We start from the raw sequence: 25,364 nt of genomic DNA, 5'->3' as shown, positions 1-25,364 counted from the left end.
CAGCCAGAGCGAACACGTCATGCGCGATGCCCTCAAGCTGTTGCCGCTGGGTGTGGAAAACGAGCGCCTGTACGTCAATCCGCAAGACTTCGAGCTGGAACTGAACAAGTGGATCCGTCAGTACGTTGCCGACCAGGAAAACCCGAGCGCCGAAGTCCGTGGCCGTCGTCCGCTGCGCGCTGCGCAAGTGATCGTCAGCGACGTTGAAGGCGAGCCGGGCTGGTACCGCGTGAGCTTGAACGTGCGTCCGCACTTCAAGTACATGGGTGCCGATTTCACCCTGTCGCTGGTTGGCAAGCTGGACAAAGAGTAAGAGCGACTCATGGACGGATACGGCAGCCTGTTCGAACGCCTCAACGGCGACGCGCAACTACGCAAGGGCAACAGCCTTGAGGCTTGTGCCATGGCGTCAGTGGCTGCCCATCTGGCCAAAATGCTCAGCACCCGGGCCGGCAGCGTGCAAACGCTGGCCGACTACGGGTTGCCCGATCTCAATGACATGCGTCTGAGCCTGCACGACTCCCTGAGTCAGGCCCGTCTGGCCATCGAAAACTTCATCGAAGCCTACGAGCCGCGCCTGAGCAACGTGCGTGTCATTTCCCTGCCGCGTGACCACGATCAACTGCGCCTGGCCTTCAGCATCGAAGGCCTGCTGGAAGTTGAAGGGTTCAAGCGTCAGGTCAGTTTTTCCGCGCGCCTGGATGGCAGCGGGCAAGTGAAGGTCACCTAAGGAGAACCCCGATGTCTGGCAAACCCGCAGCACGCGTATCCGACCCCACCGCTTGCCCACTTCCAGGCCACGGTACCAACCCGATCGCCGCCGGTTCCGGCGACGTATTCTTCGATGGCCTCGCGGCCGCCCGCCAAGGCGATGCCTCGGCGTGTGGTGGTGCGATGGTCGGCGATCTGGCGACCACGGTTTTGATTAACGGCAAACCTGCTGCAACGGTCGGTTCGGTGGGTTCGCATGGGAACAAGGTCACCGCCGGTTCTGGCACGGTGATTATCGGGAATTCGCATTCGCCTGTGGCGTTTGTGCCGCCAGTGCCTTTGATCATTCCGGGCTTCGATGCTCAGTTCCTGCTGAAAAACGGTCTGGGCAATCCGCTTGCGGATACTAAATACCTACTTCGTCGAGCGGATGGTTCTCTCGAAAGTGGAATCACCAATGAGTTGGGCCTGACTCATCGCGTGAAGGCCCACACAGCTTCCGAAAAAATCGAAGTTTTTATTGAGAGCTGAGGGAGTACTCATTCATGGCCGAGGCTGAAAAAATCAATAAGGACGGGCAGGAATATGTGCCAGCTGGCGCGGCCGCGAGCACAAAAACCTCTGAGGTTGCGCCGGTAGAGTTGCAGGTTTGCCGCTGTAACGGAAAAGAAGTCACAACGCTGGCTGGCTACGACAGCATCCCGAGCTATACCGGCGAGCTGCCTTCTCCGTTGCAAATTATGTGGTACGTGCCAAAAACCAAAGAAATGCTCAAGGCAAGTTTCTCTGATACAGAAATTCGTGTCTGGATAAAGCAGGCGGCTGAATATTATGGCGTCCCGCATATTTTGCTGGCGGTTATTCTGCAGCAGGAGAATGGACCTAAGGGCAGTAAATTTCTTCAAACCATGCAATTCGGCGAACGGTCGCTGACTACTCTGCTGGCAATTGTTGACAACTTGGCTTTCGATGCCGTCCCGGACAAGTTGGCCGGTGGCTCCAGCGGCTTTGCCAATATGAGTAGGGCAACATTGCAGAAGTCCGTTCAATACACAGAGAACTATTACTGCAAGAAACCTTTGCCCGAAGACGTTCAGTACCGGATTTTTGGCTGGAACCAGGACACGCGAATCCCGGGCGATGATTGGAAGGCAGACCTCTACTATTGCGCCGGCCATCTACGTGAACTGGTTGACCGGGCTACCGGGACTCGCTGTCACTCCGGAGCGCTGACCGCCGACCAGCTGAAAAAGGTGATTGCTTCCTACAACGGTTCGGGGCCGCTTGCCGAAAAGTATTCAACCGATGCTATGACGTTGTTAGACGCAGCGAAAGCAGGTACGGCGTGGTTGTATTTTTATGAAAGGTAAACTCTCGACGTCTACCACTCTTGCGCTTGCTGCCGGCATTTTGGCTGTGGGGGTTGTCGTGTGGACAAATATTTTCTCCAATTCGCTGATGCTGTTAATGGACGGCGTTAATTTTATTCCTGCGGAATCCTCAATCCTCGCCTTTGAACCTTATGAGATAAATCAAGGGTCGTCTTCCTATTGGATCTACGGTCAGGATGGGGAAAATTATTATTATTTTTCTTATGACGCGGCTGCGCCTTACATTTTTATTTCCAAAGCAAATGTTTGTCAGGGGTTTGATCGCCTGAATTTCAAAACATGGTGCAGTGCGAAACAAGGTACGAAGAAATGATCAGCGAGGCATCGATCTGCTCATGAAACAGTTAAGGATGATTTCGATGTCGGGGTGGGCAGTGTTTTTCACGTTTTTCATCCCAGTGACTACCTACGCCGCTCAGCAGGTCTACAGCAATAATGTTTTCCTGCTGAACACCTGTGGCGTGCCTCTGGAATTGTCCGTGGTGCATGACTCCAACTATGACGATAAAGCCCGCCGCTTGGTGTTGGATCCAAATCAGCGCAGAACTATCGCCAACTACAGATCGTTCGGCGAGGACGTAGCCGGTCAGATCAGCGACCAGTACAGCCTGTCGATCAAGAGCCCGACGGCGACCAAAACCATCGACGCGCAGACGTTGCGAAAGGCTGTCGCAAGCACCGAAAGAACTGAACAAAAAGCTGTTCGTTCATGGGTCATTACTGATGGTTCTTTCTGCCCATGAAGTTTTTTAGCGGGAACGGCTCAGTGAAATCAAGAGCGAGGCAATGCCTGGCCGCTTTCCTCTGCTCGGTCGGTTTGCTGACGATTCTGGTCGGCTTCGCGCTGCTGTTGCGAATGGAAAGCTCGACCAAACCAAAGCTGTTCGCTCATCCCAACGCGTTGTGGGTGGGCGCCGAGGATGGCGGTGTATTCGTTGAAGTTACCAGGAACGAGGCGCCGGACTACTACGTCGAGATTCGCCACGAGAGTGGCGGAATGTGGACTGAGGGCTGGGTTCGATACGGCACACGGGACAGCTATCCGTTGAGCGCTGCCGCCATCGGCGGCTACGACGGCGTTGAACTCTATGTGTATTCGGCGATGGCGATCACGCCGAAAAAACAGGGAGTGGCGCAGCGATGAATATCTACGCGCGTCTTGCACTCTGTCTGGCGATTCACGCGGCGGGATGCGTGGCCTACGTGTTTCTGAATAACGCAGTGGTGGTGGCCTACAAGGCCTTCAACGGCGGATTCACCACCCGTGGCGTGGCGATTGGCATCGCCCACTACATGTTCATCTACATATTTTTTGGCATAAACGCGCTGGCCGCGATCATCCCGAACCTGTGGGCCAAGCTCGGTCTGCTCGCACTGATGGTTGCCTGGATTCTGTTCATGATGGTGCCGAACAACCCGCTACGTGCGCTGTTCTACACCGTGGCCCAAGGCGGAGTCACGTTGTTGGCGATTCTGCTAACGCAGGTGATTGAACTGCGTTGGGAAAGACTTGCGCTGATGCGGCAGACGTCGCCTGCGAGCCCTGCTCATGCTTAGTCGTGCGCAACTGAGCTTCTTCATGGTGGCCTTGTGGTGGCCACTGCTGGCGGTGTTGGCGATCAGTTCCTATGACCTGTGGAATGGCGAGTATTTAACATCCGAGTCGACCGGGATTTATTGGCAGTACCTGTTGTGGTGGGGAATTCCCGGGCTTCTGGGTTTCTCGCTGTGGATGTCCCGATCGGCGCAAATCCGCAACGAGCAGCAGGCATTGCGGATGGTTTGGTGGGCGCCGGTGAAGTTCATCCCGTTCTATGCCGTGCCATGGATGCTGTATGGCTTGCTCAGTCTGGTCGTCGGTCAGCTCAGTGATGCCTACATGGCGTACGGCTGGATCTCGATTGTGCCGTTTCTCCTGATTGGCGGTTACGTCTGTGCCGGCGTGACAGTCGCGCTCTACAGGATATTTTTTTGATGAGTTCCACTACCAGGCAGGTAACCCGTGTCCTTTAACCACTACTACCAAAGCGAACTCACCGCACTGCGCCAACTCGGTCGCCGTTTCGCCGAGCGTAGTCCGGCGCTGGCACCGTATCTGGGCCAGGCCGGGCGGGATCCGGACGTGGAGCGGTTGCTCGAAGGCTTTGCGTTTCTGACTGGGCGTCTGCGCCAGAAGCTCGATGACGAGCTGCCGGAACTCAGCCATTCGTTGATGCAATTGCTGTGGCCGAATTACATGCGCCCGCTGCCGGCGTTCAGCATTTTGCAGTTCGATCCGCTCAAGCGATCCGGGCCGGCGTTGCGCGTCGAGCGTGATACGCCGATTGAAAGCAAGCCGATCGAAGACGTGCGTTGCCGCTTCCGTACTTGCTACCCGACCGAAGTCTTGCCGCTGGATCTGGCCGCGCTGAACTACTCGGTGAAGGGCGACGGCTCGCTGCTCAGCCTGCGCCTGGAAATGAGCGCCGACGGCCACCTCGGCGAGCTGGAACTGAGCAAACTGCGCCTGCACTTTGCTGGCGAGCGCTACATCAGCCAGATGCTTTACCTGAGCCTGCTGCGCAACCTCGAAGGCATCGAACTGATCCCGCTCGACGGCGCCGGCAAACCGATTGATGGCGTCAGCGGCAAGCCGATGGCCTTCAAGATCCCGGGTGATCGGGTCAAACCGGTGGGCTTTGCCGAAGAAGAAGCGTTGATCCCGTATCCGCTGAACACCTTCCGGGGCTATCGCTACCTGCAGGAATACTTCGCCTTCCAGGACAAGTTCCTGTTCGTCGACGTCAACGGCCTGGACATCATCAACGCGCTGCCGGAAGACACCCTCAAGCAGATGCGCGGCCTGGAATTGCGCTTCGATATTCGCAAGAGCGGCATCATGCGCATGCGGCCGACCCTGGACAACGTGAAGCTGTTCTGCACGCCGATTGCCAACCTGTTCGCCCACGATGCATTGCCGATCCGCCTCGACGGCAAGCAGGACGAATACCTGTTGCTGCCGGCGGAATACGATCTGGAAAACTGCGGTGTGTTTTCAGTGGAAACCGTGACCGGCTGGAAGCCGGGTGGCCTCGGTTATCAGGAATACGTGCCGTTCGAATCCTTCGAACACGACCCGAGTTTCGACGTGCCCAACAGCCGTCCGCACTACAGCATTCGCCAGCGTTCTTCGCTGTTGCACGATGGTCTCGACACCTACCTGAGTTTCGGCATTCGCCACACCGAAGCTCACGAAACCTTGTCGATCGAGCTGATCTGCACCAACCAGAACCTGCCGCGCAAGCTCAAGCTTGGCGACATCTGCATGGCCTGCGAAGAGACGCCGGAGTTCCTCAGTTTCCGCAACATCACCCCGGCCACGTCGAGTTTCGCGCCACCGCTGAACCGTGACTTCCTGTGGAAGCTGATCAGCAACATGTCGCTTAACTATCTGTCGCTGGCCGACGTCAATGCGTTGAAGGTGATTCTCGAAACCTACGACTTGCCGCGCTACTACGACCAGCACGCGGAGAAGGTCAGCAAGCGCCTGCTCGGCGGCCTCAAGCACATCAAGCATCACCACGTCGACCGCTTGCACCGTGGCCTGCCGGTGCGCGGTTTGCGCACCGAGCTGACCATCGACCCGGAAGGGTACATCGGCGAAGGCGACCTGTTCGTTTTCGCTTCGGTTCTTAACGAGTTTTTCGCGCTTTACGCCAGTCTCAATTCATTCCATGAGCTGCGCGTAAAAAGCACACAGGGAGAGGTGTACCAATGGACACCACGTATGGGCCTGCAGCCCCTGCTTTAAGCGGGCTGACCAAGGTAATACGCGAGTACTCGCTGTTTCAGGCCGTGCTGCTGGTGATCGACCGGCTGCGCGAGGCACACCCGCACCTGAGCGAAGACGATCTGTACGACCACGTGGAGTTTCAGGCCAACCCGAGCCTGGGCTTTCCGCGCAGCGATGTCGATCGCGTCGAGTTCTTCGAAGAACACGGGCAGATGCGCGCGCGCATGCGTTTCAACCTGATCGGCCTGGTCGGCTCGGGTTCGCCGTTGCCGGCGTTCTACGGCGAACAGGCCTTGGGCGATAGCGAAGACGGCAACCCGACGCGCAACTTCCTCGACCTGTTCCACCATCGCCTGCAACGGCTGATGCTGCCGATCTGGCGCAAGTATCGCTACCGCGCGAGCTTCCAGAGCGGCGCGCTCGATCCGTTCTCGTCGCAGCTGTTTGCGCTGATCGGCTTGGGCGGCGACGAGATCCGCAAGGCCAAGGAACTCAACTGGAAGCGCTTGCTGCCGTACCTCGGCTTGCTTAGCTTGCGGGCGCACTCGGCAGCGTTGATCGAAGCCGTGCTGCGTTACTACTTCAAGCACGAAGACCTGGTCATCGAGCAGTGCATCGAGCGTCGCGTCGAGATCCTCGAAGAGCAGCGCAATCGTTTGGGCCGCGCCAACAGCCTGCTCGGTGAAGACCTCGTACTCGGCGAGCACGTGCGCGACCGCAGCGGCAAATTCCGCATTCACATCACCGAACTCGACTGGCAGCGATTCCATGAATTCCTGCCGATCGGTTTCGGTTACCAGCCGCTCTGCGCGTTGGTGCGGTTCACCCTGCGTGACCCGCTCGATTACGACATCCGCCTGGTGTTGCGCCAGGAAGAAATCCGCGAACTGCGCATCGGTGAGCAGAACGCCTGTCGCCTCGGTTGGACCAGTTGGCTGGGCCGCGAGAAAGCGGACGGCGTGGTGACCCTGGGCAGCAAAATTCATTAAGGACGTGAGCCATGATCAACGTAGACCTGCAACAACTCATCCAGGCGCTGGACGCCGAAACCCGCCGTGATCTGGAACGTTCCGCCGAGCGTTGCGTGGCCCGTGGCGGCAGCAAGATCCTCGTCGAAGATCTGATGCTCGGCCTGCTCGAGCGCCCGAATGGCTTGTTGTCGCGCGCACTGCAGGATGCAGATGTTGACGCCGGTGAACTCAGCGCCGCGCTGCAATCGCGCGTCGAACACAGCGCTTCGCGCAACCCTGTGTTCGCCCCGGAACTGGTGCAATGGCTGCAAGATGCGCTGCTGGTGGCCAACCTCGAACTGGGCCAGACCCAGGTCGAAGACGCGGCGCTGATCCTCGCCTTGCTGCGCAACCCGATGCGCTACGCCGGCAGCCGTTATCAGCCGCTGCTCGCCAAGTTGAACATTGATCGCCTGAAGGAATTTGCCCTGTCGCAAAAAGAGCAACCGGCGGCCAATGGCAAACCGGCCGCTCAGGGCGAATCGCTGTTGCAGCGCTTCACCCACAACCTGACCCAACAGGCCCGTGACGGCAAACTCGACCCAGTGCTGTGCCGTGACGGCGCGATCCGGCAGATGGTCGACATCCTTGCTCGTCGCCGCAAGAACAACCCGATCGTGGTCGGTGAGGCCGGTGTCGGCAAGACCGCCATCGTCGAAGGTCTGGCCTCGCGTATCGCTGCCGGTGAAGTGCCGCAAGTGCTCAAGGGCGTTGAACTGCTGTCGCTGGACATGGGCCTGTTGCAGGCCGGCGCCAGCGTCAAAGGTGAATTCGAGCGTCGCCTTAAAGGCGTGATCGACGAAGTCAAAGCCTCGCCGAAACCGATCATTCTGTTCATTGACGAAGCCCACACCCTGATCGGCGCGGGCGGCAATGCCGGCGGTTCTGACGCGGCCAACCTGCTGAAGCCGGCGCTGGCCCGTGGCGAACTGCGCACCATCGCCGCCACCACGTGGGCCGAGTACAAGAAATACTTCGAGAAAGACCCGGCACTGGCCCGTCGTTTCCAACCGGTGCAACTGCACGAACCGACCGTCAGCGAAGCGGTGACCATCCTCCGTGGTCTGGCCCAGGTTTACGAGAAGAGCCACGGCATCTATCTGCGTGATGACGCGGTGGTCTCGGCGGCTGAACTGTCCGCACGTTATCTGGCCGGTCGGCAACTGCCGGACAAAGCCGTCGATGTGCTCGACACCGCTTGCGCCCGCGTACGCATCAGCCTCGCCGCCGCCCCGGAAAGCCTCGAGCGCTTGCGTGGCGAACTGGCTGAAGGTGGCCGTCAGCGTCAGGCCCTGCGCCGCGATGCCGAAGCCGGTCTGCTGATCGACCACGAGGCGCTGGATGCATTGGAAGCGCGTCTGGACGAAGCCGAAACTGAAATGGTTGCTCTGGAAACCCTGTGGACTGAGCAGAAGCAACTGGCCGAACGCCTGCTGGAACTGCGTCAGCAACTGGCCAAGGCTCGCGAAGCCGCCGCCGTCGAGCCGACCGTCAACGTTGAAGAAGACGCTGAAGGCACCGTGATCGAAACCGTCGCCGCTGAAGTTGAAGAAGGCCAAAGCGTCGAAGCGCTGGAAGCCCAACTCAACGAAACCCACAGTGCCCTGACCGCCGCACAGGTCAAAGAGCGTCTTGTGAGCTTCGAAGTGTGCCCGCGTCTGGTTGCCGAAGTGATCAGCGCCTGGACCGGTGTGCCATTGGCGCAATTGGCCCGTGAGCACAACGCCAAAGTCGCCAGTTTCGCCACCGACCTGCGCACGCGCATCCGTGGTCAGGAACAAGCCGTGCACGCACTGGATCGCTCGATGCGCGCCACTGCTGCCGGCCTGAATAAACCTGACGCACCGGTCGGCGTGTTCCTGCTGGTCGGCCCGAGCGGCGTCGGTAAAACCGAAACCGCACTGGCCCTCGCTGACTTGCTGTACGGCGGCGACCGTTTCATCACCACCATCAACATGTCCGAATTTCAGGAGAAGCACACCGTTTCCCGTCTGATCGGTGCACCGCCAGGCTACGTCGGTTACGGCGAGGGCGGCATGCTCACCGAAGCCGTGCGGCAGAAACCTTACTCGGTGGTGCTGCTCGATGAAGTCGAGAAGGCTGACCCGGACGTGCTCAACCTGTTCTACCAAATCTTCGACAAAGGCGTGGCCAACGACGGCGAAGGTCGTGAGATCGACTTCCGCAACACGTTGATCCTGATGACCTCGAACCTTGGCAGCGACCGCATCAGCGACCTCTGCGAGAACGGCGCACGGCCGACCGCCGAAGTCCTCGAAGAAACCATTCGCCCGGTGCTCAGCAAACACTTCAAACCGGCGCTGCTGGCGCGGATGAAAGTCGTGCCGTACTACCCGGTCGGCGGCCCGGTACTGCGCGAGCTGATCGAGATCAAACTCGGTCGTCTCGGCGAGCGCCTGAATCGTCGTCAGCTGGATTTCAGCTGGTGCCAGAACCTTGTCGATCACCTGTCCGAGCGTTGCACGCAAAGCGACAGCGGCGCGCGCCTGATCGACCATCTGCTCGATCAGCACGTGCTGCCGCTGGTGGCGGATCGTTTGCTCGACGCTATGGCCACCGGTGAAAGCCTCAAGCGTGTACATGCCACGCTCGACGGTGAAGCCAGCGTGACGTGCGAGTTCGCCTGAGGTGGGTGTGATGTTCACTCAGGTGCCGCAGCCACTGGTCTATGCCGAAGCGTTGCTGGCGCAGTTCGCCAGTCTGTCGCGGGCGGCGGACGGTGCTGCGTTGCTGGGTGACTTCGTGCGTGGGTTGGCCGAGTTGAGCGGTTGCGAACTGACGCAACTGTATCTGCTCGACGCCACCCACACCTGCCTGGGGATGAACGCCGAATGCCTCGACGGTGCCCTGCAACCGCGCGAAGCGGCGAGCCTGCCGGCGGACTACAACGGTGAACAACTGCTGCAATTCGCCCTGTGTCAGAACCGCGTGGTGTGCCTCGACGACTTGAGCGGCAGCCTGCACGAAACCAGTTTTCTGCCGGCGGCAACCTCGCCGTGGCAGTCGTTGTTGTGCGTACCACTGGTCAATCAGCACAAAGCTGTTGAAGGTTTGCTGCTGTGCGCCAGCCGTCGTCGTACCCACCTGCAAGGCTTCGCCGATTCCCTCGGCCAGCTCGGCTCGTTCGTGCTCGGCCAGTTGCATTTGTTGCAACGCCTGCGTCAGCCGCTGGCGGAATCGGCAACGGTGGCGCGCAGCGTGCCGAGCATCAGCGGCTATGGCTTGATCGGTAAAAGCGCGGCGATGCGTCAGACCCATTCGCTGATCAGCAAAGTCCTGCACAGCCCGTACACCGTGTTGTTGCGCGGTGAAACCGGCACCGGTAAGGAAGTCGTTGCACGAGCGATTCATGATTGCGGCCCGCGTCGGTCGCAGGCGTTCATCGTGCAGAACTGCGCGGCGGTTCCGGAAAATCTGCTGGAAAGCGAACTGTTCGGCTATCGCAAAGGCGCCTTCACCGGGGCCGATCGCGACCGCGCCGGCCTGTTCGATGCGGCCAATGGCGGCACGCTGTTGCTCGACGAGATCGGCGACATGCCGCTGTCGTTGCAAGCGAAGATCTTGCGCGTGTTGCAGGAAGGCGAGATTCGTCCGCTGGGTTCCAACGACACCCACAAGATCGATGTACGCATCATCGCCGCGACGCACCGCGATCTATCGACGCTGGTCAGCGAAGGCAAATTCCGCGAGGACTTGTATTACCGTCTCGCGCAATTCCCGATCGAGCTGCCGGCACTGCGTCAGCGCGAAGGCGACATCCTCGAACTGGCCCAGCACTTCGCCGAGAAGACCTGCACGTATTTGCAACGCGATCCGGTGCGCTGGTCGAGTGCGGCGCTGGAACACCTGTCCGGCTACAACTTTCCCGGCAACGTGCGTGAACTCAAGGCCTTGGTCGAACGTGCGGTGCTGTTGTGCGAAGGCGGCGAGTTGCTCGCCGAGCATTTCTCCCTGCGCATGGAACCGATGCCGGAAGACAACAGCCACTTGAATTTGCGCGAACGCCTCGAGCAGGTAGAGCGCACTTTATTGCTCGATTGTTTGCGCAAGAACGACGGTAACCAGACCCTCGCCGCCCGCGAACTGGGTCTGCCGCGACGCACGCTGCTGTATCGGCTCGGCCGGCTGAACATTAATCTGGGAGATTTCGATGGGTAGGCAAAAGGTCATCGATTTTCCCGCAAAACCCCATTTCAGCGCCGCCCGCAAGGGTCGGCGCTTTGTGCTTTGTCTACACCTGGAGACCCTCTGATGTCTGTTCGTCACTGGCAAGCTGTCCTGCTGACCCTCGTCGTTCTATGCGGCCTTGGCGGCTGTAGCGGCAACTACAAATTCAACGACAACGACTATCGCCCGTTGGGTGATCCGCAAGCGGTCAATCGCGGCAAGTGACCGCAAGGAGCATCAAACATGGAATTGGTTTTCGAAATGCTGAACACCAAGCAGTTCGTGCCCACCGAGTTGTGCCAGAAGACCTTCAAACAGGCTGGCGGCGTGATCGGGCGGGGCGAGGACTGCGACTGGATCATCCCTGACCGCAAGCGTCACCTGTCCAATCACCACGCGATTGTCAGCTACCGCGAGGGTACGTTCTTCCTGACTGACACCAGCAGCAACGGTGTCCAGGACGGCGAGAGCGGTGCGCGTCTGCACAAAGGCGAACCAGTGCGCATCGAGCACGGCAGCACCTACGTGCTGGGTGACTTCGAGATTCGCGCGCGCCTGGTGCGCGACCCGGCAACCTTCGACGGTGAAGTAGGTCGCCCGCGCGCTGCCGGCAGCATCATCCCGGACGACGCGTTCCTCGATCTCGACCCGCTCAATGCTCTCGAACAGCAAGAGCGTGTGTATTCGGAAATCGACGAACTGCTGGCGCCGAACACCAAGCCTGAGGATTCCCGTCAGCGTGCCGACTACGCGCGCATCGACATGGAAAGCCTGATGGTGCCGGAGCTGATCGCCGCGCCTGCCGAACCTGAGCCCGCTCCGGCACCGAAAGCCGTTGAGCGTCAAAGCGAAGGTTTCTGGGAGCACTTCGGTGCGGCGCTGGGTGTCCACGTCAAAGGCCTCAGCCACGACGAGCGCGAAGCGCTGGCACTGAACGCTGCGCGCTTGCTGCGCCAAAGCATCGGCGGTTTGCAGCAGAGCCTGCGCACCCGTTCCGAGCTGAAAAACGAACTGCGTCTGGCCCAGACCACCGTGCAAGGCACCAACAAGAACCCGCTGAAATTCGCCGTCGATCCGAGCGAAGCCCTGCAGATTCTGTTGCAGCCAAGCAAGCCCGGGCATCTGCCGGCCGAGCAAGCCATTTCCCGCGCGTTCCGCGATCTGCAGGCGCATCAAGTGGCACTGCTGACCGCCAGTCGCGCCGCCGTGCGCGGCACGCTGGAGCACTTCTCGCCAGAGCAACTGACCCTGCGTTTCGAGCGCGACAACAAGCCGTTGATCGCGACCTCGGGCGGACGCTGGAGAGCGTTCGGCCGTTATCACCAGGCGCTGCGTCAGGACGATGACTGGAGCGAGCGTCTGCTGGCCCGCGACTTTGCCCAGGCCTACGAAGAACAGATTCGCCTGATCTCCACCCTCCACACCGACCACCAAGGATGATGCGCATGTCTCGCCGCTCGACCGCTTTTTTCAAGACGCTGACTGCGCTCACCGTGCTGGTGCTGCTCGCCGGTTGCTCGTCGCTGTCGCCGTACTCGAAAGTGACCAAGATCAACCTGAAGCTGACCGGCAGCGATCAGCTCAACCCGGACCTCAACGGTCGGCCGTCGCCGATCGTCGTGCGCCTGTTCGAACTCAAGCACCCGGTGACCTTCGAAAACGCTGATTTCTTCAGCCTTTACGAACGCGCCAAGGAGTCCCTCAACCCGGATCTGGTGGCCAGCGAAGAACTTGAGCTGCGCCCGGGTGAAACCGTGGAAATGAAGCTCAAGGTGGAAGAGGGCAGTCTTTATGTAGGCGTTCTCGCCGCTTACCGCGACTTGCCCGACACCCAATGGCGCCACACCGTTCAGATCACTCCGCTGGAGGTCACTGAAGTCGATCTGACTCTGGACCAGACCGGCATCCGCAACACCAATCAAGTGCTCGCCAAGGCGGATGACTGATCATGAATACCCATAAAGTCATTTGGCAGGAAGGCATGCTGCTGCGTCCGCAGCACTTCCAGCACAACGATCGTTATTACGATCACCAGATGAAAACCCGCACCCAATTGCTGGGTGGCTATACCTGGGGTTTCCTCAATCTGGAGATCGACCTGCAGTTCCTCAACATGGGCAAACTGGTGATCAGTGAAGCCTCGGGGATTCTGCCGGACGGCAGCCTGTTCGAACTTGGTGGCAACACTGAGCCGCTGGCGCTGGACGTGCCGCCGAACACTGGTAACACGCCGATCTACCTGGCGCTGCCGCTGGTCACCGGTAACCACATCGAGTCGCGCCGTCCGGAGCAATCCGACGTGCTTGCGCGTTACACCGCGTACGACGCCGAAGTGGCCGACTCCAACGCCGGCGACGATTCCGCCAGCCAGGTCAGCTGCGGTCGCCCGGACTTCAAACTGTTGCTCGGCGAGCAGCAGAGCGATCAGGCCTACGTGAAGCTGAAAATCTGCGACGTGCTCGACACCACCCCCGACGGCGTGATCAGCCTCGATCCGGATTTCGTACCGACCTACATTCAGGCCCACGCCTCCAGCTACCTGCTGTCGTGCCTGAAAGAAGTCATCAGCATGCTCAACCACCGTGGCGACACGATTGCCGAGCGGATTCGCTCGAACGGCAAGGTTGGCGGTGCTGAGGTCGGCGACTTCATGATGCTGCAACTGATCAACCGTACCGAATTGCTGCTGCGCCACTACCTCGGCCTGGAGCAAGTGCACCCGGAAGAGTTGTACCGCACGTTGCTGACCATGCTCGGCGATCTGGCGACCTTCTCCGGCGAGAGCAAACGCCCGCGTCTGGACAGCCGCTACTCCCACGCTGACCAGGGCGGCAGCTTCCGCAAACTGATGGAAGCGATTCGTCAGGTGCTGTCGATGGTGCTCGAACAGCACGCCATCGAACTGATCCTGCAAGCGCGTCAGTACGGCATCATCGTCTCGCCGTTGCACGACCACAAACTGCTTGGCTCGGCGTCGTTCGTGCTGGCAGCCAGTGCCAACTGCGACTCCGAAGAACTGCGCCATCGCTTGCCGGCGCACCTCAAGGTCGGCCCGGTGGAGCGCATCCGCCAACTGGTCAACCTGCACTTGCCGGGGATCAAGGTCAAACCGTTGCCGGTGGCCCCGCGGCAGATCGCGTTCCATTCGAACAAAACCTATTTCATCCTCGAACTCAGTTCCGAAGACCTGGCACAACTCGAGCGCTCCGGCGGTTTCGCGTTCCACGTGTCCGGCGAATTCGCCGAGCTTGAACTGAAATTCTGGGCCATCAGGAACTGACCGACATGATCAAGGAAACGGATTACAACCAGGACGACAAAACCGTCCTGCTCGATCGTCAAGGCCACGGACCGGCATCGAGTCCGCTGACCGACTTCGCCGCGCCGCCGCGTTTCGAGCAACTGGAAGAACGCATGATCTACGCCGCGCGCCTGCGCCCGGCGGAAGCGTTCAACATCAGCCTCAATTCGCTGGTCGCGGCCTCGTCCGAGCTGCTCTCGGAAGTGGTGCGCCTCAAGCACAGCGAAACCCGCGAAGACTTGTACGCACTCAACGAGCGTCTGACTGCCGGGCTGAAACTGTTTGAAGTACGTGCCCTGCACAACGGCGCCGAAAGCAGCCAGGTGATGGCCGCGCGTTACGTGCTCTGCACCGTGGTCGACGAAGCCGTCGTGACCACGCCGTGGGGCAACGAAAGCGAATGGTCGCAAATGAGCCTGCTGAGCAGCTTCCACAACGAAACCTTTGGTGGCGAGAAGTTCTTCCAGTTGCTCGATCGACTGTCGAAAAACCCGGTCAAGCACTTGCCAATGCTCGAGCTGATGTACCTGTGCCTGTCCCTCGGTTTCGAGGGCAAGTACCGCGTCCAGGCACGCGGCATGCTCGAGCTTGAAGGCATCCGCGATGCTCTGTATCGGCAGATCCGTCAGTTGCGTGGCGACGTGCCGCGCGAGTTGTCGCCACACTGGGAAGGCTTGAACGATCAGCGTCGCAACCTGGTGCGCATCGTGCCGGCGTGGATGGTGGTGTTGTTCACTTTCGTCTGTCTGGTGGTGATGTATTCGGGCTTCGCCTGGGTCTTGGGCGAGCAGCGCGACACCGTTCTGCAACCTTATCAGCCGCTTGATCCGGCCGCGGTGCAACCGCAGTCGCAGCCGTAAACAGGGACGTGTGATGAAAAAGTTTTTCAAGAAAGTCGGCGCCTTCCTGCGCCAGACCTGGGTCTGGACCTTGCTGCTGGTGCTGTTTGTGGCGCTGCTGGTGTGGTTCGTCGGCCCGTTGTTGGCGGTTGATGACTACAAGTTCTGGGAGAGCTCGACCGCTCGCCTGCTGACCATCGCCGTGCTGTTCCTGATCTGGGGCCTGACCATGGTCTTCGTCAGCTGGCGCTCGGGTATTCGCAAGAAAGCCGAGGAAGAAAGCGAGGACGGCCAGGACCGTATTCGCCGCGAAGAGCTGATCGACGAAGAACAGAAGGAGTTGAAGGCGCGCTTCAAAGACGCGCTGAAAACCCTGAAGACGTCGAGCCTGTATCGCGGCCGCAGCGAGCGCTGGCGCAGTGACTTGCCGTGGTACCTGCTGATCGGTCCGCAGGCCTCGGGCAAAACCAGCCTGCTGGACTTCTCCGGTCTGGAATTCCCGATCAACAAGATCGACCGCAAGCTGACCCGCGACACCCTCGGCACCCGTCATTGCGACTGGTACTTTGCCGACCACGGTGTGTTGATCGACACCGCCGGGCGTTACACCACGCAACCGGATGTGGAAGTCGACGGCGGTGCCTGGACGACATTGCTGGAGCTGCTGCGCAAGCGCCGTCGCGGTCGTCCGTTGAACGGCGTGCTGGTGACCATTCCGGTGGAAACCCTGTTCGGTGGCAGTGAGCAGGACATCGACACCCTCGCGCGCCAGATTCGCGGCCGTCTGCAAGACGTGCATCAGAAACTGCACGTCGACGTGCCGGTGTATCTGGTCCTGAGCAAGGCTGACAAGTTGCTCGGCTTCGACGAGTTCTTCGATCAACTGACCCGCGAAGAAAGCGATCAGGTGCTCGGCACCAGTTTCCGCAAGGATCAGGTCGGCACCGACGTCGCTGTGCTGCGCAACGAGTTCGAAGAACTGCTGCGGCGCCTCAACAGCCAAGTGATCATGCGCATGCACTCCGAGCGCGATACCCAGCGCCGTGGCCGCATCCTCGACTTCCCGCATCAACTGGGGCAGATCGGCGAGCGCCTGTGCCTGTTCGTCGACATGGCGTTCACCGGCAACCGTTATCAGCGTGCCACGCAACTGCGCGGTTTCTACCTGACCAGCGCACCGCACCTGACTCAAGAGATGGACTCGACCACCGCCGGCATCGGTGCCAGCCTCGGCTTGAATGCCGGTGTGCTGCCGACCCTGCGCAGTGGTCGTTCGCGGTTTATCCACCACTTGTTCAGCCAAGTGATTTTCCCGGAATCCGATCTGGCCGGTCTGGACAAGCGCGAGCGCAGCCGCATTCATTGGGGCCAACGTGCGCTTTACGTTGGCGCACTGGCTGCACTGGCGTTGTTCGGCATGCTCTGGGCGGGCGGTTTCTCGGCCAACTATGAGCGTCTGGAAAACCTGCGCAATCTGGCGCAGAACTGGTCGCAGCAACGCACGGCATTGTCGCCGCGTGATGACGCCATGGGCGTGCTGAAAACCCTCGACAGCAGCTACGCCGCGACGCAGGTGTTCCCGAAGAAGGGCGACGTTTCGTATCACGAACGCGGTGGCCTGTATCAGGGCGAAGACGTCAATCCAGTGGTCAAAGAGGCTTACGAGCGCGAGCTTGAAAAGCAGCTGCTGCCACGGGTTGCAACGATGCTCGAAGGGCAGATCCGCGCCAACATGAAGGACCGCGACCGCCTGCTCAACAGCCTGCGCGCGTACCTGATGCTGAACATGAAAGACCGTCGCGACGCCGCATGGCTCAAGGACTGGGTCGGCACTGACTGGTCGACGCGCTACACCGGTAATACCGCGGTGCAGAACGGTCTGAATGCGCACCTTGAGCGTTTGCTGAAGCAGCCGTTTATCTACCCGCTGAACGACCAACTGGTCACTCAGGCGCGTCAGGTCTTGCGCAGCGAATCGTTGGCCACGGTGGTTTACCGCATGCTCCGCGAGCAGGCGCGCAACCTGCCGGACTATCGCTTCAGCCAACACCTCGGTCCGCAAGGCTCGCTGTTTATCGGCACCGAATACGTGATCCCGGGTTTCTACACGCAAACCGGTTATCAGCAGTATTTCTCGGTACAGGGTTCGGCGCTGGTCACCGACATCCTGCGTGATAACTGGGTACTGGGCGAAGGCGCCGGCATCAGCGACATGGACCTGCGTCGCCTGATGGTCGAGCTGGAGCAGCTGTACTTCCGCGACTACGCCAACTACTGGAGCGAAGCCGTTGGCCAGGTTGCCCTGCCGCCGATCAGCGACGCCGGCGAAGGCGCCGAGCAACTGGCGGGCCTGACCTCGGCCAACTCGCCGGTACTGGCATTGCTCACCGAAGTGCGCGAGAACACGCGCTTCCAGGCCGCCGCTGATCCTGTCGAAGAAGCTGGCGACGCTGCCGATGCATTGGCTGGGCAGAAGGGCAAACTGGGTAAAGTCGGCAAACTGGCGTCTGCCGTGGCGGACAAGGCTTCGGCCCTGAACGTGGCGAAAACCCTGCCAGACACCGCGAAGAAGTCGCTGCAACGCCGCTTCGAACCGCTGCATCGTTTGCTCGATGACAACAACGGTCCGGCGGCGGACCTGACGCCTGCACTGAGCGCGCTCAACGACCTGCAACTGCAACTGGCCGGTCTGGCCCGTTCCAGCACGCCGGAACAAGCCGCGTTCGAAATGGCGAAAACCCGCATGAGCGGCCAGCGTGATGCGCTGACCAACCTGCGCAATGCGTCCAGCCGTCTGCCGCGTCCGCTCAGCGTGTGGTTCAACGTGCTGGCCGAAGATTCGTGGCGTCTGGTGCTTAACGATGCTTACCAGTACCTGAACGGCCGTTATCAGAACGAGCTGTACAGCGTGTATGGCAAAACCATCAGCAAGCGTTATCCGTTCAGCGCCAGCAGCACCAGCGACGTGGCGATCAGCGATTTCCGCGAGTTCTTCCGGGCTCAAGGTACCGTCGACCGCTTCTTCGACAGCTACATGCGTCCGTTCGTCAGCGGCGATCCGGGCAACTACCGCATGCGCAGCGTCGACGGCCACAGCCTGCCGGTGTCGAAAATGTATCTGGACCAGATGGCCGCAGCGCTGACGATTCGTCAGAGCTTCTTCTCGATCAACCCGGCCGAGCCGACTGTGCAGTTCAAACTGGAGCCGTACACCCTCGATCCGGCGGTCAGCCGTTCCGAGTTCAAGTTCGGCGACAAGACCATGGAGTACCGCCACGGTCCGATCCTGCCAATGTCGTTCAAGTGGCCGACCGATGCTGAAGACGGTCGCACCAGCCTGGTGATGGACAAAATGGCCGGGCGCCCGATCGGCATCGAGAAGAACTCCGGCCCATGGTCGCTGTTTCGCCTGTTCGACCTGATGCAGACCGAGTACCTGAGCGGCCGCGACGTGCTGGTGCTGAAAGCCGATGTAGGTGGCCTGCGCGCCAACTACTTGCTGACCAGCCAGCGCACGCCGAACCCGTTCGACATGGGCGTGCTGCGCACCTTCCGTATGCCGGTGCAGCTCTGATGCTGGTGGCCAGTGCCTGGCGCAGCGCGGCGCGTACCGACCCGGGCAAGGTGCGGGCGCGCAACGAAGATGCTTTCCTCGACTCGCCACAGCAGGGGCTGTGGGTGGTCGCGGACGGCATGGGCGGTCATCAGGGTGGCGACATCGCCAGCCAGTTGATCGTCGCCAGCCTGGCTGAACTGCCGCAACACGAGGACTTCGACGAACGCCTCAAAGCCATCCGCCAGTGCCTGCACTGGTTGAACCGGCGTTTAGGGCAGGAGTTGACTGTCACCGCCGGACGTCACGACAGCATCATGGGCAGCACCGTCGTGGCGCTGCTGGTGGAAGGCAATCGCGCGGCCTGCATCTGGGCCGGCGACAGCCGTTGTTACATGTGGCGTGGACAGCGGCTGTATCAGCTGTCCAAGGACCATTCGCTGCAGCAGCAACTGATCGACGAGCAACAAATGAGCGTCGAACAAGCGGCGGCGCATCCGGCGGCTCAAGCCTTGACCCGAGCCGTCGGCGCTGCCGAAACACTGACCCTGGATGTGCTGGAACTCGAAGTCTATCCGGGGGATGCGTTTTTGCTCTGCAGCGATGGTTTGTATCAGGGCCTGAGCAGCGATGCCCTCGGCACCGCCCTCAGCCTCAGCGCGCCGCACGTGGCGCTGGAACGTTTGTTCGACGGCGCCCTGCGTGGCGCCGCGCGCGACAACCTGACAGCCGTGGTGATCCGCCAATGACTGAAATCGAATCCTCAGTCGATGACTTGCTGATGAGCGAAGAACAGGCCAACAACCTGACCTACTTCGCCTTCGCCAAGGAGAACAAAGCAGAGCCTTTGCTGGCGCCGACCAAGGCCAGCATCGGTGCACTGCCGGATGTACTCGCCGGTCGCTACCACCTCGAGCGTCTGCTCGGGGCCGGTGGCATGGGCGCCGTTTACCGGGCGCGGGATCTGCTGCACGAACAGTTCGGTGATCCCGACCCTTACATTGCGCTGAAAATCCTCAGCGAAGAATTTGCCGAATCGCCGGACGCCAGTGCCTTGCTCTACAGCGAGTTCGCCCTGACCCGACGCCTGCGCCACGACAATGTCGTGCGTGCGCACACCTTTGAAGTCGACACCGACTGCCAGCGGGCCTTCATCACCATGGAATACATGCGTGGCCTGACCCTGGACAAATTGCTCTGCGAGCGGCCCCTCGGCCTGCCGTGGCAAGAGCTGCGCGACATCGTCCTGCCGCTGCTCGACACGCTGGCCTACGCCCACGGTCGCGGCGTGCTGCACGGTGACATGAAACCGAGCAACGTCATGCTCAGCGAAGACGGTTTGCGCCTCTTTGACTTCGGCCTCGGTCAGGCAGAGGAGGGCGTGATGCCCGGCCTGCCGCACCTGAGCCGCGAACGCTTCAACGCCTGGACCCCGGGCTACGCCGCCCCCGAACTGCTTGAGGGCCAACCGTTGTCGGCCAGCGCGGACGTGTACGGCGTGGCCTGCGTGATCTACGAACTGGCGGGCGGCAAACACCCGTTCCGCCGCTTGCCCTCGACCCAGGCCCGCGACGAGCACCTGGAGCGCGAACTGCAAGCACCAGCGAATCTACCCAAACACGGCTGGCCAGCGCTGCGAATCGCGCTGAGCTTCGACCCGGCAGAACGCAGCATCACTGCCCAACAATTGCGTGACGCCTTGGGCGCCACTTCGTCCTGGCTGCAACGTCTGCGACTTCGGGCGTAACGGATGACATTCGAACAGGGAGCACTTTATGTTCAACCCAGCTAACGAAACCCACTTCAGCCTCAAAGTGGAAGACTACGTCGGCGACCTGCAAGTGCTGTCGTTCACCGGCACCGAAGGCATCAGCCAGCCGTTTCGTTTCGACCTCGAACTGGTCAGCGAAAACCCTGATCTGGACCTCGAACAACTGCTGCACAAGCAGGCGTTCCTGGCGTTCGATCCACAAGGCTCGGGCATCCACGGCCAGATCTACCGCGTCGCCCAAGGCGATGCCGGCAAGCGCCTGACCCGCTACAAAGTGTCGATGGTGCCGCAACTGCAATACCTGCATCACCGCACTAACCAGCGCATCTACCAGCAGATGTCGGCGCCGAAAATCATCGCGCTGATCCTCGAAGAACACGGCATCAAGGGCAACGCTTACAACTTCCAGCTCAGCCAGCCCTGCCCGGATCGTGACTACTGCGTGCAATACGACGAAACCGACCTGCACTTCGTCCAGCGCCTGTGCGAAGAGGAAGGCATTCACTACCACTTCCAGCACAGCGACAAAGGCCACCTGCTGGTGTTCGGCGACGACCAGACCGTGTTCCAGAAACTCGGCCAGCCAACCGCTTACGTGCAGGGCAGCGGCATGGTCGCCGAAGAGCCGGTGATCAAAGGCTTCAAACTGCGCCTGGAAACTCGCACCAGCCGCACCACTCGCCGCGACTACGACTTCGAAAAACCACGCCTGCAAATGGAAGCCGCGTACAAACCCGAAGGCGCTCTCGATAACAAAGACGCCGAGCCGGATCTCGAAGACTACGACTACCCGGGCCGCTTTATCGATCGCGCGCGCGGCAAGTTCCTCAGCCAGCGCGCCCTCGAACGCCACCGCGCCGACTACCGCCAGGCCGAAGGTCGCGGCGACCAGACCAAACTGGTCAGCGGCCACTTCATGGAAATGTCCGACCACCCGCGCACCGAGTGGAACGACCTGTGGCTGCTCACCGAGCTCTTCCACGAAGGCAAACAGCCGCAAGTCCTCGAAGAAGGCGTGACCAGCGACACCACCGACAACAAGGACGACTTCCACCAAGGCTACCGCAACACTTTCCTTGCCACCCCGTGGGACGTGTTCTACCGCCCGGCCCTCGAACACCCGAAACCACGCGTTCTCGGCAGTCAGACCGCCATGGTCACCGGCCCCAAAGGCGAAGAAATCCACTGCGACCCATACGGCCGCATCAAAGTCCAGTTCCACTGGGACCGCGAAGGCCAGGCCGACGACAAAACCAGCTGCTGGCTGCGCGTCTCCAGCTCCTGGGCCGGCGACCGCTACGGTGCGATCAGCATCCCGCGCATCGGCATGGAAGTCCTCGTCACCTTCCTCGAAGGCGACCCCGACCAACCGCTGGTGACCGGCTGCCTGTACCACAAGGAAAACCCGGTGCCGTACGCCTTGCCGGCGAACAAGACTCGCAGCGTGTTCAAAACGCTTAGCTCACCGGGTGGCGGTGGCTACAACGAACTGCGCATTGAAGACAAGAAAGGTGCGGAGCAGATCTACATTCATGCGCAGCGTGATTGGGATGAGAACGTTGAGCATGACCAGAAGATTCGGGTCGGGAATGAACGTCACGACACGGTGGTTAAGAACACCTACACCGAGCTCAAGGCCGAAGAACATCGCACCACGATCTCTGACCGCAAGGTTGAAGCGAAGCTGGATGATCACCTGACGATTGGGCAGAACCAGCATGTGAAGCTGGGGACTGCGCAACTGACCAGCGTGGGGAAAGAGATACACCTCAAGGCTGGGGACAAGATCGTTATTGAGGCCGGGACAGAGCTGACCATTCTTGGGGGTGGGAGCTTTATCAAGCTCGATGGCGGTGGGGTTACGGTGGTTGGGCCGGTTATCAAGATCAATGCTGGCGGCTCGGCTGGCTCCGGCACGGGGATCGGGATTAAACCGCCGGTGCTGCCGGGGGCGGCGGATAAGGATAAGGCGGGGAGTTTGATGGATCAGGCGTTGTTGAATGCGTCTGAGGAAAAGATCAAACGCAAACCGAAGCGCATGCTCAATTTTTCCGGGTAAGACATCGACGGCAATCCAAGCCACCAGGGATCAGAATTCAGGTAATTGGTAATGACAGAGACAACCAAGAAAGTAGAAAAATGGTCGTATCCCCTGAAAGTAGGGGCAGCAGGAGCGACGGATCCGCAGCAGTTTTATAAGGCTTTAGCCAATGCCAAAGATGGGTTCTATCCGTTGGGGGCCAATGGCCTTTGGCATGGTGGTGTTCATTTCGATGAAGCCTCGGGTTTGGTGCCTGACTTGGCGGAAGTTAAATGCATCGCTGACGGTGAAGTAGTCGCTTATCGCATTGACAGCTCGTACCCGAAATCCGCCTATGGTACGGCTGAGGCTGAATTTTCGACCGGTTTTGTATTGGTTAAACACCGATTGGAAGCGCCGGTGCAACCAGCACCCCCAGCTCCTTCTGGATCGCCCGCTTCACCGCCAGCGGTTGGTCCAAGCCTGAACTTTTTCAGTCTTTACATGCATTTGTTGCAGTGGAAGAACTACGAAGAAACCCCAGCGTTGTCGCGACCACCCTTTTGGGGTGGGGGTACGTTGCAAGTCAAAGCGTCGGCTGACGACGAAATCCTCGGTTTGCGTGTTCGTCAGGAACCGCGTGGCAAGTCAGGGTACGCAACCGTGTTAACGGTTTTGAGCCGCGGTACGGTCGTCGAGACGGGTGAAGAAGAAAACGGCTGGCTTAAGGTGGTCAACGTCACGCCCGCTAATACCGACCTCCAGCCCGGAACAGGCTGGGTATTCAAGAGAGAGATGACAGCCGGCTCGACACCCAACACTTACGTCATTGGTACCGCTGCAAAAGACCCGATGAATCCACCTCAGAAGGGGCTCGTTGTTCGCGCTACTGCGAGCCAGTCAGGCGCTGCAAAAGCTATTTTGCCCCACGGCACGCAAGTCAGAATCGGGAGCGACGGGACGCGTGGCAAATACCAGAAACTGTTGGAAATTGTCAGCGGGAATGCTGTTCCTCCGTTGACACCTGCTGAGGTGCTCGGATATGTCTGGGAGGGGAACCTTGAAGCCAAAAGTGAGCCAGCCGAAAAGGACGCTGTGCATATCCTGACAACTCCATTCCCGATTTCGGCGGGAAGTCTGATCGGTCATGTGGGGAAATATCAAAACCATTCGGATTCGGCCCCAAAGAATTTATTGCACCTCGAGGTGTTTAGCTGCGAAGACGTAAAGGCATTTACCGGACTGAGTAAAGAAAAAGCTGCGGGGTTGCCTGCGGCTGGAAAAACGCTCGTAAAAATTCCAAAAGACAGCGTGTTGGTGACTCACACGCAAGGAATGAGCGCAACAAATCCTCCTAAGGTGACCGATCCCCACAAAAAAGTTGGATATGACTTCTTTGTTCCAGTCGGAGTGTTGGACGCGCTACCAGCGGAAAAAAAGATCAAAGTTCCTGTTGTTATGGGGGGAACCACCACCTACACGCTTTGGTGGCGTCTGGATGGATTGCTTGGTGACGCAGAGGGGAATGAAATTAGCGGGTGGTTTGCAGAGCCGGACACTGCGTTGTCACGCCATTCTCCCTTTGAGTGGGAAGGTTTCAGCTTTATAGATGAAGCTGGGAGTAACGTAGATCATTTGGCCGCGTTTCTTCATGCACAGGAAGGCCTTAGTGAGGAAGAGCAAGCTAACTACCAGCCTAATATCGGTAATGCCGAAGAAGGTTCTACAAAGCAAAAGCTTTACAAAATTCTAGACAGAAACGGTGATAAAAAGCTCACGCCTTCGGAAATAAAAGAGGCTTTGAGTAAACCATGGTTCGCACAGCCGATTTCTCAGATGGTTACACGCTATGAAAACGAGTGGCAATTCAAACAAGAAAAATGGGATTCTCTGGATGAGTTGATGGGCCATAGTGAATCAGAGCCACATAATGAATGGATTGAAGAAAAGGCAAGAATTAAAAAGTTGAGCTGGTGGGACAAGCTTGTCGGGCAGCATGGAATTACCAGTGATACTAATGTTCGGCATTTTCATCCGATTGCACTTATTGGGAGTTTTACTGCGCCCCGAGACCTGATTACAATGGAAATGCTTCGGGCCGCCAACCCGACCGGGTCGGAAGCACATCACTCCAATATTTTGCCTTATCTCAACAAATATGCGGCGGCATATAAACTGGAACAGCCGAGGGCTATTGCGCACTTCCTCTCTCAAGTCGGTCATGAGAGTCAACTCAGAATTATCGAGGAGGGATTGAATTATAGCGCCCGACAAATGAAAAAAACTTACGGATGCAAATGGCATAATAAGGTGAATGGGTATAATGAACAGACGGATAGCTGCGATTTTGGTGTGCTGAGAAGCAAACTTTGGTCAGAAACAAGTCATTACGCGATGAATGCTGAAAACCTTGCCAGTTACGTCTACGCGGATCGAATGGGTAATGGTAATGAGGCTAGTCGAGACGGCTACCGATATCGCGGACGCGGCATGTTGCAGGTGACGGGAAAGTCGGAGTATCAACGGTTTACTAACGTGCATAATCAACGGAACCCTACGGATATTCAGGATTTCGTGGCAAATCCGGATCTTCTAATCTCCTCTACCGAATACGGTGTTGAGTCCGCCTTTGTCTTCTGGTTCACGAAAGCTGGTCAGGGAGGCACAAAATTGTGCGAAGTCGCCAAGACAGGCAGTGTTGTCGACGTAACACAAATGGTGAATGGCGGCCAAAATGGATATGCGGACAGGAACAGTAGGTTTCAAGCACTCGCTGCACTTATGAACATTAACTAAGAGGTCGTTCTG

Annotated in this window: 22 protein-coding genes and 1 pseudogene; all 23 read left to right on the top strand. The window is 59.3% G+C overall.

What is annotated here, in order from left to right; translation table 11 throughout:
* Positions 1–313, top strand: a pseudogene (locus ACIF4X_RS22275) (hypothetical protein); the annotation flags it as partial.
* Positions 314–322: 9 nt separating this feature from the next.
* Complete coding sequence (tssE, locus tag ACIF4X_RS22270) at positions 323–730, top strand: type VI secretion system baseplate subunit TssE (protein ID WP_007920274.1); 408 nt, start codon at positions 323–325, stop codon at positions 728–730.
* A gap of 11 nt (positions 731–741) precedes the next feature.
* Positions 742–1,242: a PAAR domain-containing protein gene (locus ACIF4X_RS22265; RefSeq protein ID WP_397483752.1), complete on the top strand. Its 501-nt coding sequence runs from the start codon at positions 742–744 to the stop codon at positions 1,240–1,242.
* Positions 1,243–1,256: 14 nt separating this feature from the next.
* Entirely contained in the window at positions 1,257–2,081 is an 825-nt protein-coding gene (locus ACIF4X_RS22260; RefSeq protein ID WP_095119780.1) for a hypothetical protein, read from the top strand.
* Positions 2,071–2,415, top strand: a complete 345-nt coding sequence (locus ACIF4X_RS22255) for a hypothetical protein (protein ID WP_110718146.1) — start codon at positions 2,071–2,073, stop codon at positions 2,413–2,415. The genes ACIF4X_RS22260 and ACIF4X_RS22255 overlap by 11 nt, the downstream gene beginning before the upstream one ends.
* Before the next feature lie 22 nt (positions 2,416–2,437).
* Positions 2,438–2,845, top strand: coding sequence for a hypothetical protein (locus ACIF4X_RS22250; protein WP_283438307.1), 408 nt, complete (start codon positions 2,438–2,440; stop codon positions 2,843–2,845).
* A gap of 23 nt (positions 2,846–2,868) precedes the next feature.
* The gene (locus tag ACIF4X_RS22245) at positions 2,869–3,246 is read left to right on the top strand and encodes a hypothetical protein (RefSeq protein WP_397483751.1); all 378 of its coding nucleotides are present in this window, start codon (positions 2,869–2,871) and stop codon (positions 3,244–3,246) included.
* Positions 3,243–3,659: a hypothetical protein gene (locus ACIF4X_RS22240; protein WP_150647521.1), complete on the top strand. Its 417-nt coding sequence runs from the start codon at positions 3,243–3,245 to the stop codon at positions 3,657–3,659. The genes ACIF4X_RS22245 and ACIF4X_RS22240 overlap by 4 nt, the downstream gene beginning before the upstream one ends.
* A complete protein-coding gene (locus tag ACIF4X_RS22235; RefSeq protein WP_397483750.1) occupies positions 3,652–4,077 on the top strand; it encodes a hypothetical protein in 426 nt (141 codons plus the stop codon). Before ACIF4X_RS22240 ends, ACIF4X_RS22235 begins: the two co-directional genes overlap by 8 nt.
* 27 nt (positions 4,078–4,104) lie before the next feature.
* On the top strand, positions 4,105–5,892 hold the full coding sequence (gene tssF / locus ACIF4X_RS22230) for a type VI secretion system baseplate subunit TssF (protein ID WP_122596749.1): 1,788 nt from the start codon (positions 4,105–4,107) through the stop codon (positions 5,890–5,892).
* Positions 5,856–6,863: a type VI secretion system baseplate subunit TssG gene (gene tssG / locus ACIF4X_RS22225; protein ID WP_397483749.1), complete on the top strand. Its 1,008-nt coding sequence runs from the start codon at positions 5,856–5,858 to the stop codon at positions 6,861–6,863. The genes tssF and tssG overlap by 37 nt, the downstream gene beginning before the upstream one ends.
* 11 nt (positions 6,864–6,874) lie before the next feature.
* Positions 6,875–9,532 (top strand): type VI secretion system ATPase TssH, encoded by a 2,658-nt coding sequence (gene tssH / locus ACIF4X_RS22220; protein WP_397483748.1) that lies wholly within the window; start codon positions 6,875–6,877, stop codon positions 9,530–9,532.
* Between the two features lie 10 nt (positions 9,533–9,542).
* A complete protein-coding gene (locus ACIF4X_RS22215; RefSeq protein WP_397483747.1) occupies positions 9,543–11,063 on the top strand; it encodes a sigma-54 interaction domain-containing protein in 1,521 nt (506 codons plus the stop codon).
* 93 nt (positions 11,064–11,156) lie between these two features.
* Complete coding sequence (locus ACIF4X_RS22210; protein ID WP_007920296.1) at positions 11,157–11,297, top strand: hypothetical protein; 141 nt, start codon at positions 11,157–11,159, stop codon at positions 11,295–11,297.
* 18 nt (positions 11,298–11,315) lie between these two features.
* The gene (gene tagH / locus ACIF4X_RS22205) at positions 11,316–12,512 is read left to right on the top strand and encodes a type VI secretion system-associated FHA domain protein TagH (protein ID WP_397483746.1); all 1,197 of its coding nucleotides are present in this window, start codon (positions 11,316–11,318) and stop codon (positions 12,510–12,512) included.
* Positions 12,513–12,517: 5 nt separating this feature from the next.
* Positions 12,518–13,018: a type VI secretion system lipoprotein TssJ gene (gene tssJ, locus ACIF4X_RS22200; RefSeq protein WP_007920299.1), complete on the top strand. Its 501-nt coding sequence runs from the start codon at positions 12,518–12,520 to the stop codon at positions 13,016–13,018.
* 2 nt (positions 13,019–13,020) lie between these two features.
* Positions 13,021–14,352 (top strand): type VI secretion system baseplate subunit TssK, encoded by a 1,332-nt coding sequence (gene tssK / locus ACIF4X_RS22195; RefSeq protein WP_007920300.1) that lies wholly within the window; start codon positions 13,021–13,023, stop codon positions 14,350–14,352.
* Positions 14,353–14,357: 5 nt separating this feature from the next.
* Positions 14,358–15,233: a type IVB secretion system protein IcmH/DotU gene (icmH, locus tag ACIF4X_RS22190; protein WP_016985783.1), complete on the top strand. Its 876-nt coding sequence runs from the start codon at positions 14,358–14,360 to the stop codon at positions 15,231–15,233.
* Positions 15,234–15,246: 13 nt separating this feature from the next.
* The gene (gene tssM / locus ACIF4X_RS22185) at positions 15,247–18,786 is read left to right on the top strand and encodes a type VI secretion system membrane subunit TssM (RefSeq protein WP_397483745.1); all 3,540 of its coding nucleotides are present in this window, start codon (positions 15,247–15,249) and stop codon (positions 18,784–18,786) included.
* Positions 18,786–19,514: a PP2C family protein-serine/threonine phosphatase gene (locus tag ACIF4X_RS22180; protein ID WP_397483744.1), complete on the top strand. Its 729-nt coding sequence runs from the start codon at positions 18,786–18,788 to the stop codon at positions 19,512–19,514. Before tssM ends, ACIF4X_RS22180 begins: the two co-directional genes overlap by 1 nt.
* Entirely contained in the window at positions 19,511–20,512 is a 1,002-nt protein-coding gene (locus ACIF4X_RS22175) for a serine/threonine-protein kinase (protein WP_397483743.1), read from the top strand. The genes ACIF4X_RS22180 and ACIF4X_RS22175 overlap by 4 nt, the downstream gene beginning before the upstream one ends.
* Before the next feature lie 28 nt (positions 20,513–20,540).
* The gene (locus ACIF4X_RS22170; protein ID WP_397483742.1) at positions 20,541–22,595 is read left to right on the top strand and encodes a type VI secretion system tip protein VgrG; all 2,055 of its coding nucleotides are present in this window, start codon (positions 20,541–20,543) and stop codon (positions 22,593–22,595) included.
* A 51-nt stretch (positions 22,596–22,646) separates the two neighbouring features.
* Positions 22,647–25,352 carry a hypothetical protein gene (locus ACIF4X_RS22165; protein ID WP_397483741.1) on the top strand — a complete coding sequence of 902 codons (2,706 nt, stop codon included), beginning with the start codon at positions 22,647–22,649 and terminating at the stop codon, positions 25,350–25,352.
* Positions 25,353–25,364: the final 12 nt, after the last annotated feature.

The organism is Pseudomonas sp. NPDC085632 (genome assembly GCF_044541255.1).
Classification (GTDB): domain Bacteria; phylum Pseudomonadota; class Gammaproteobacteria; order Pseudomonadales; family Pseudomonadaceae; genus Aquipseudomonas.
Note: the sequence above shows the minus strand (reverse complement) of the source record. Positions and strands in the feature narration are given on the sequence as shown.

What these genes read in the sequence shown, in the direction of transcription:
- tssK (WP_007920300.1), top strand. Translation starts at nt 13,021, where the DNA reads ATGAATACCCATAAAGTCATTTGGCAGGAAGGCATGCTGCTGCGTCCG.
- ACIF4X_RS22215 (WP_397483747.1), top strand. Translation starts at nt 9,543, where the DNA reads ATGTTCACTCAGGTGCCGCAGCCACTGGTCTATGCCGAAGCGTTGCTG.
- ACIF4X_RS22170 (WP_397483742.1), top strand. Translation starts at nt 20,541, where the DNA reads ATGTTCAACCCAGCTAACGAAACCCACTTCAGCCTCAAAGTGGAAGAC.
- tssJ (WP_007920299.1), top strand. Translation starts at nt 12,518, where the DNA reads ATGTCTCGCCGCTCGACCGCTTTTTTCAAGACGCTGACTGCGCTCACC.
- ACIF4X_RS22250 (WP_283438307.1), top strand. Translation starts at nt 2,438, where the DNA reads ATGAAACAGTTAAGGATGATTTCGATGTCGGGGTGGGCAGTGTTTTTC.
- icmH (WP_016985783.1), top strand. Translation starts at nt 14,358, where the DNA reads ATGATCAAGGAAACGGATTACAACCAGGACGACAAAACCGTCCTGCTC.
- ACIF4X_RS22235 (WP_397483750.1), top strand. Translation starts at nt 3,652, where the DNA reads ATGCTTAGTCGTGCGCAACTGAGCTTCTTCATGGTGGCCTTGTGGTGG.
- tssH (WP_397483748.1), top strand. Translation starts at nt 6,875, where the DNA reads ATGATCAACGTAGACCTGCAACAACTCATCCAGGCGCTGGACGCCGAA.
- tssE (WP_007920274.1), top strand. Translation starts at nt 323, where the DNA reads ATGGACGGATACGGCAGCCTGTTCGAACGCCTCAACGGCGACGCGCAA.
- ACIF4X_RS22255 (WP_110718146.1), top strand. Translation starts at nt 2,071, where the DNA reads ATGAAAGGTAAACTCTCGACGTCTACCACTCTTGCGCTTGCTGCCGGC.
- ACIF4X_RS22180 (WP_397483744.1), top strand. Translation starts at nt 18,786, where the DNA reads ATGCTGGTGGCCAGTGCCTGGCGCAGCGCGGCGCGTACCGACCCGGGC.
- ACIF4X_RS22260 (WP_095119780.1), top strand. Translation starts at nt 1,257, where the DNA reads ATGGCCGAGGCTGAAAAAATCAATAAGGACGGGCAGGAATATGTGCCA.
- ACIF4X_RS22175 (WP_397483743.1), top strand. Translation starts at nt 19,511, where the DNA reads ATGACTGAAATCGAATCCTCAGTCGATGACTTGCTGATGAGCGAAGAA.
- ACIF4X_RS22210 (WP_007920296.1), top strand. Translation starts at nt 11,157, where the DNA reads ATGTCTGTTCGTCACTGGCAAGCTGTCCTGCTGACCCTCGTCGTTCTA.
- tagH (WP_397483746.1), top strand. Translation starts at nt 11,316, where the DNA reads ATGGAATTGGTTTTCGAAATGCTGAACACCAAGCAGTTCGTGCCCACC.
- ACIF4X_RS22265 (WP_397483752.1), top strand. Translation starts at nt 742, where the DNA reads ATGTCTGGCAAACCCGCAGCACGCGTATCCGACCCCACCGCTTGCCCA.
- ACIF4X_RS22240 (WP_150647521.1), top strand. Translation starts at nt 3,243, where the DNA reads ATGAATATCTACGCGCGTCTTGCACTCTGTCTGGCGATTCACGCGGCG.
- tssG (WP_397483749.1), top strand. Translation starts at nt 5,856, where the DNA reads ATGGACACCACGTATGGGCCTGCAGCCCCTGCTTTAAGCGGGCTGACC.
- ACIF4X_RS22165 (WP_397483741.1), top strand. Translation starts at nt 22,647, where the DNA reads ATGACAGAGACAACCAAGAAAGTAGAAAAATGGTCGTATCCCCTGAAA.
- tssM (WP_397483745.1), top strand. Translation starts at nt 15,247, where the DNA reads ATGAAAAAGTTTTTCAAGAAAGTCGGCGCCTTCCTGCGCCAGACCTGG.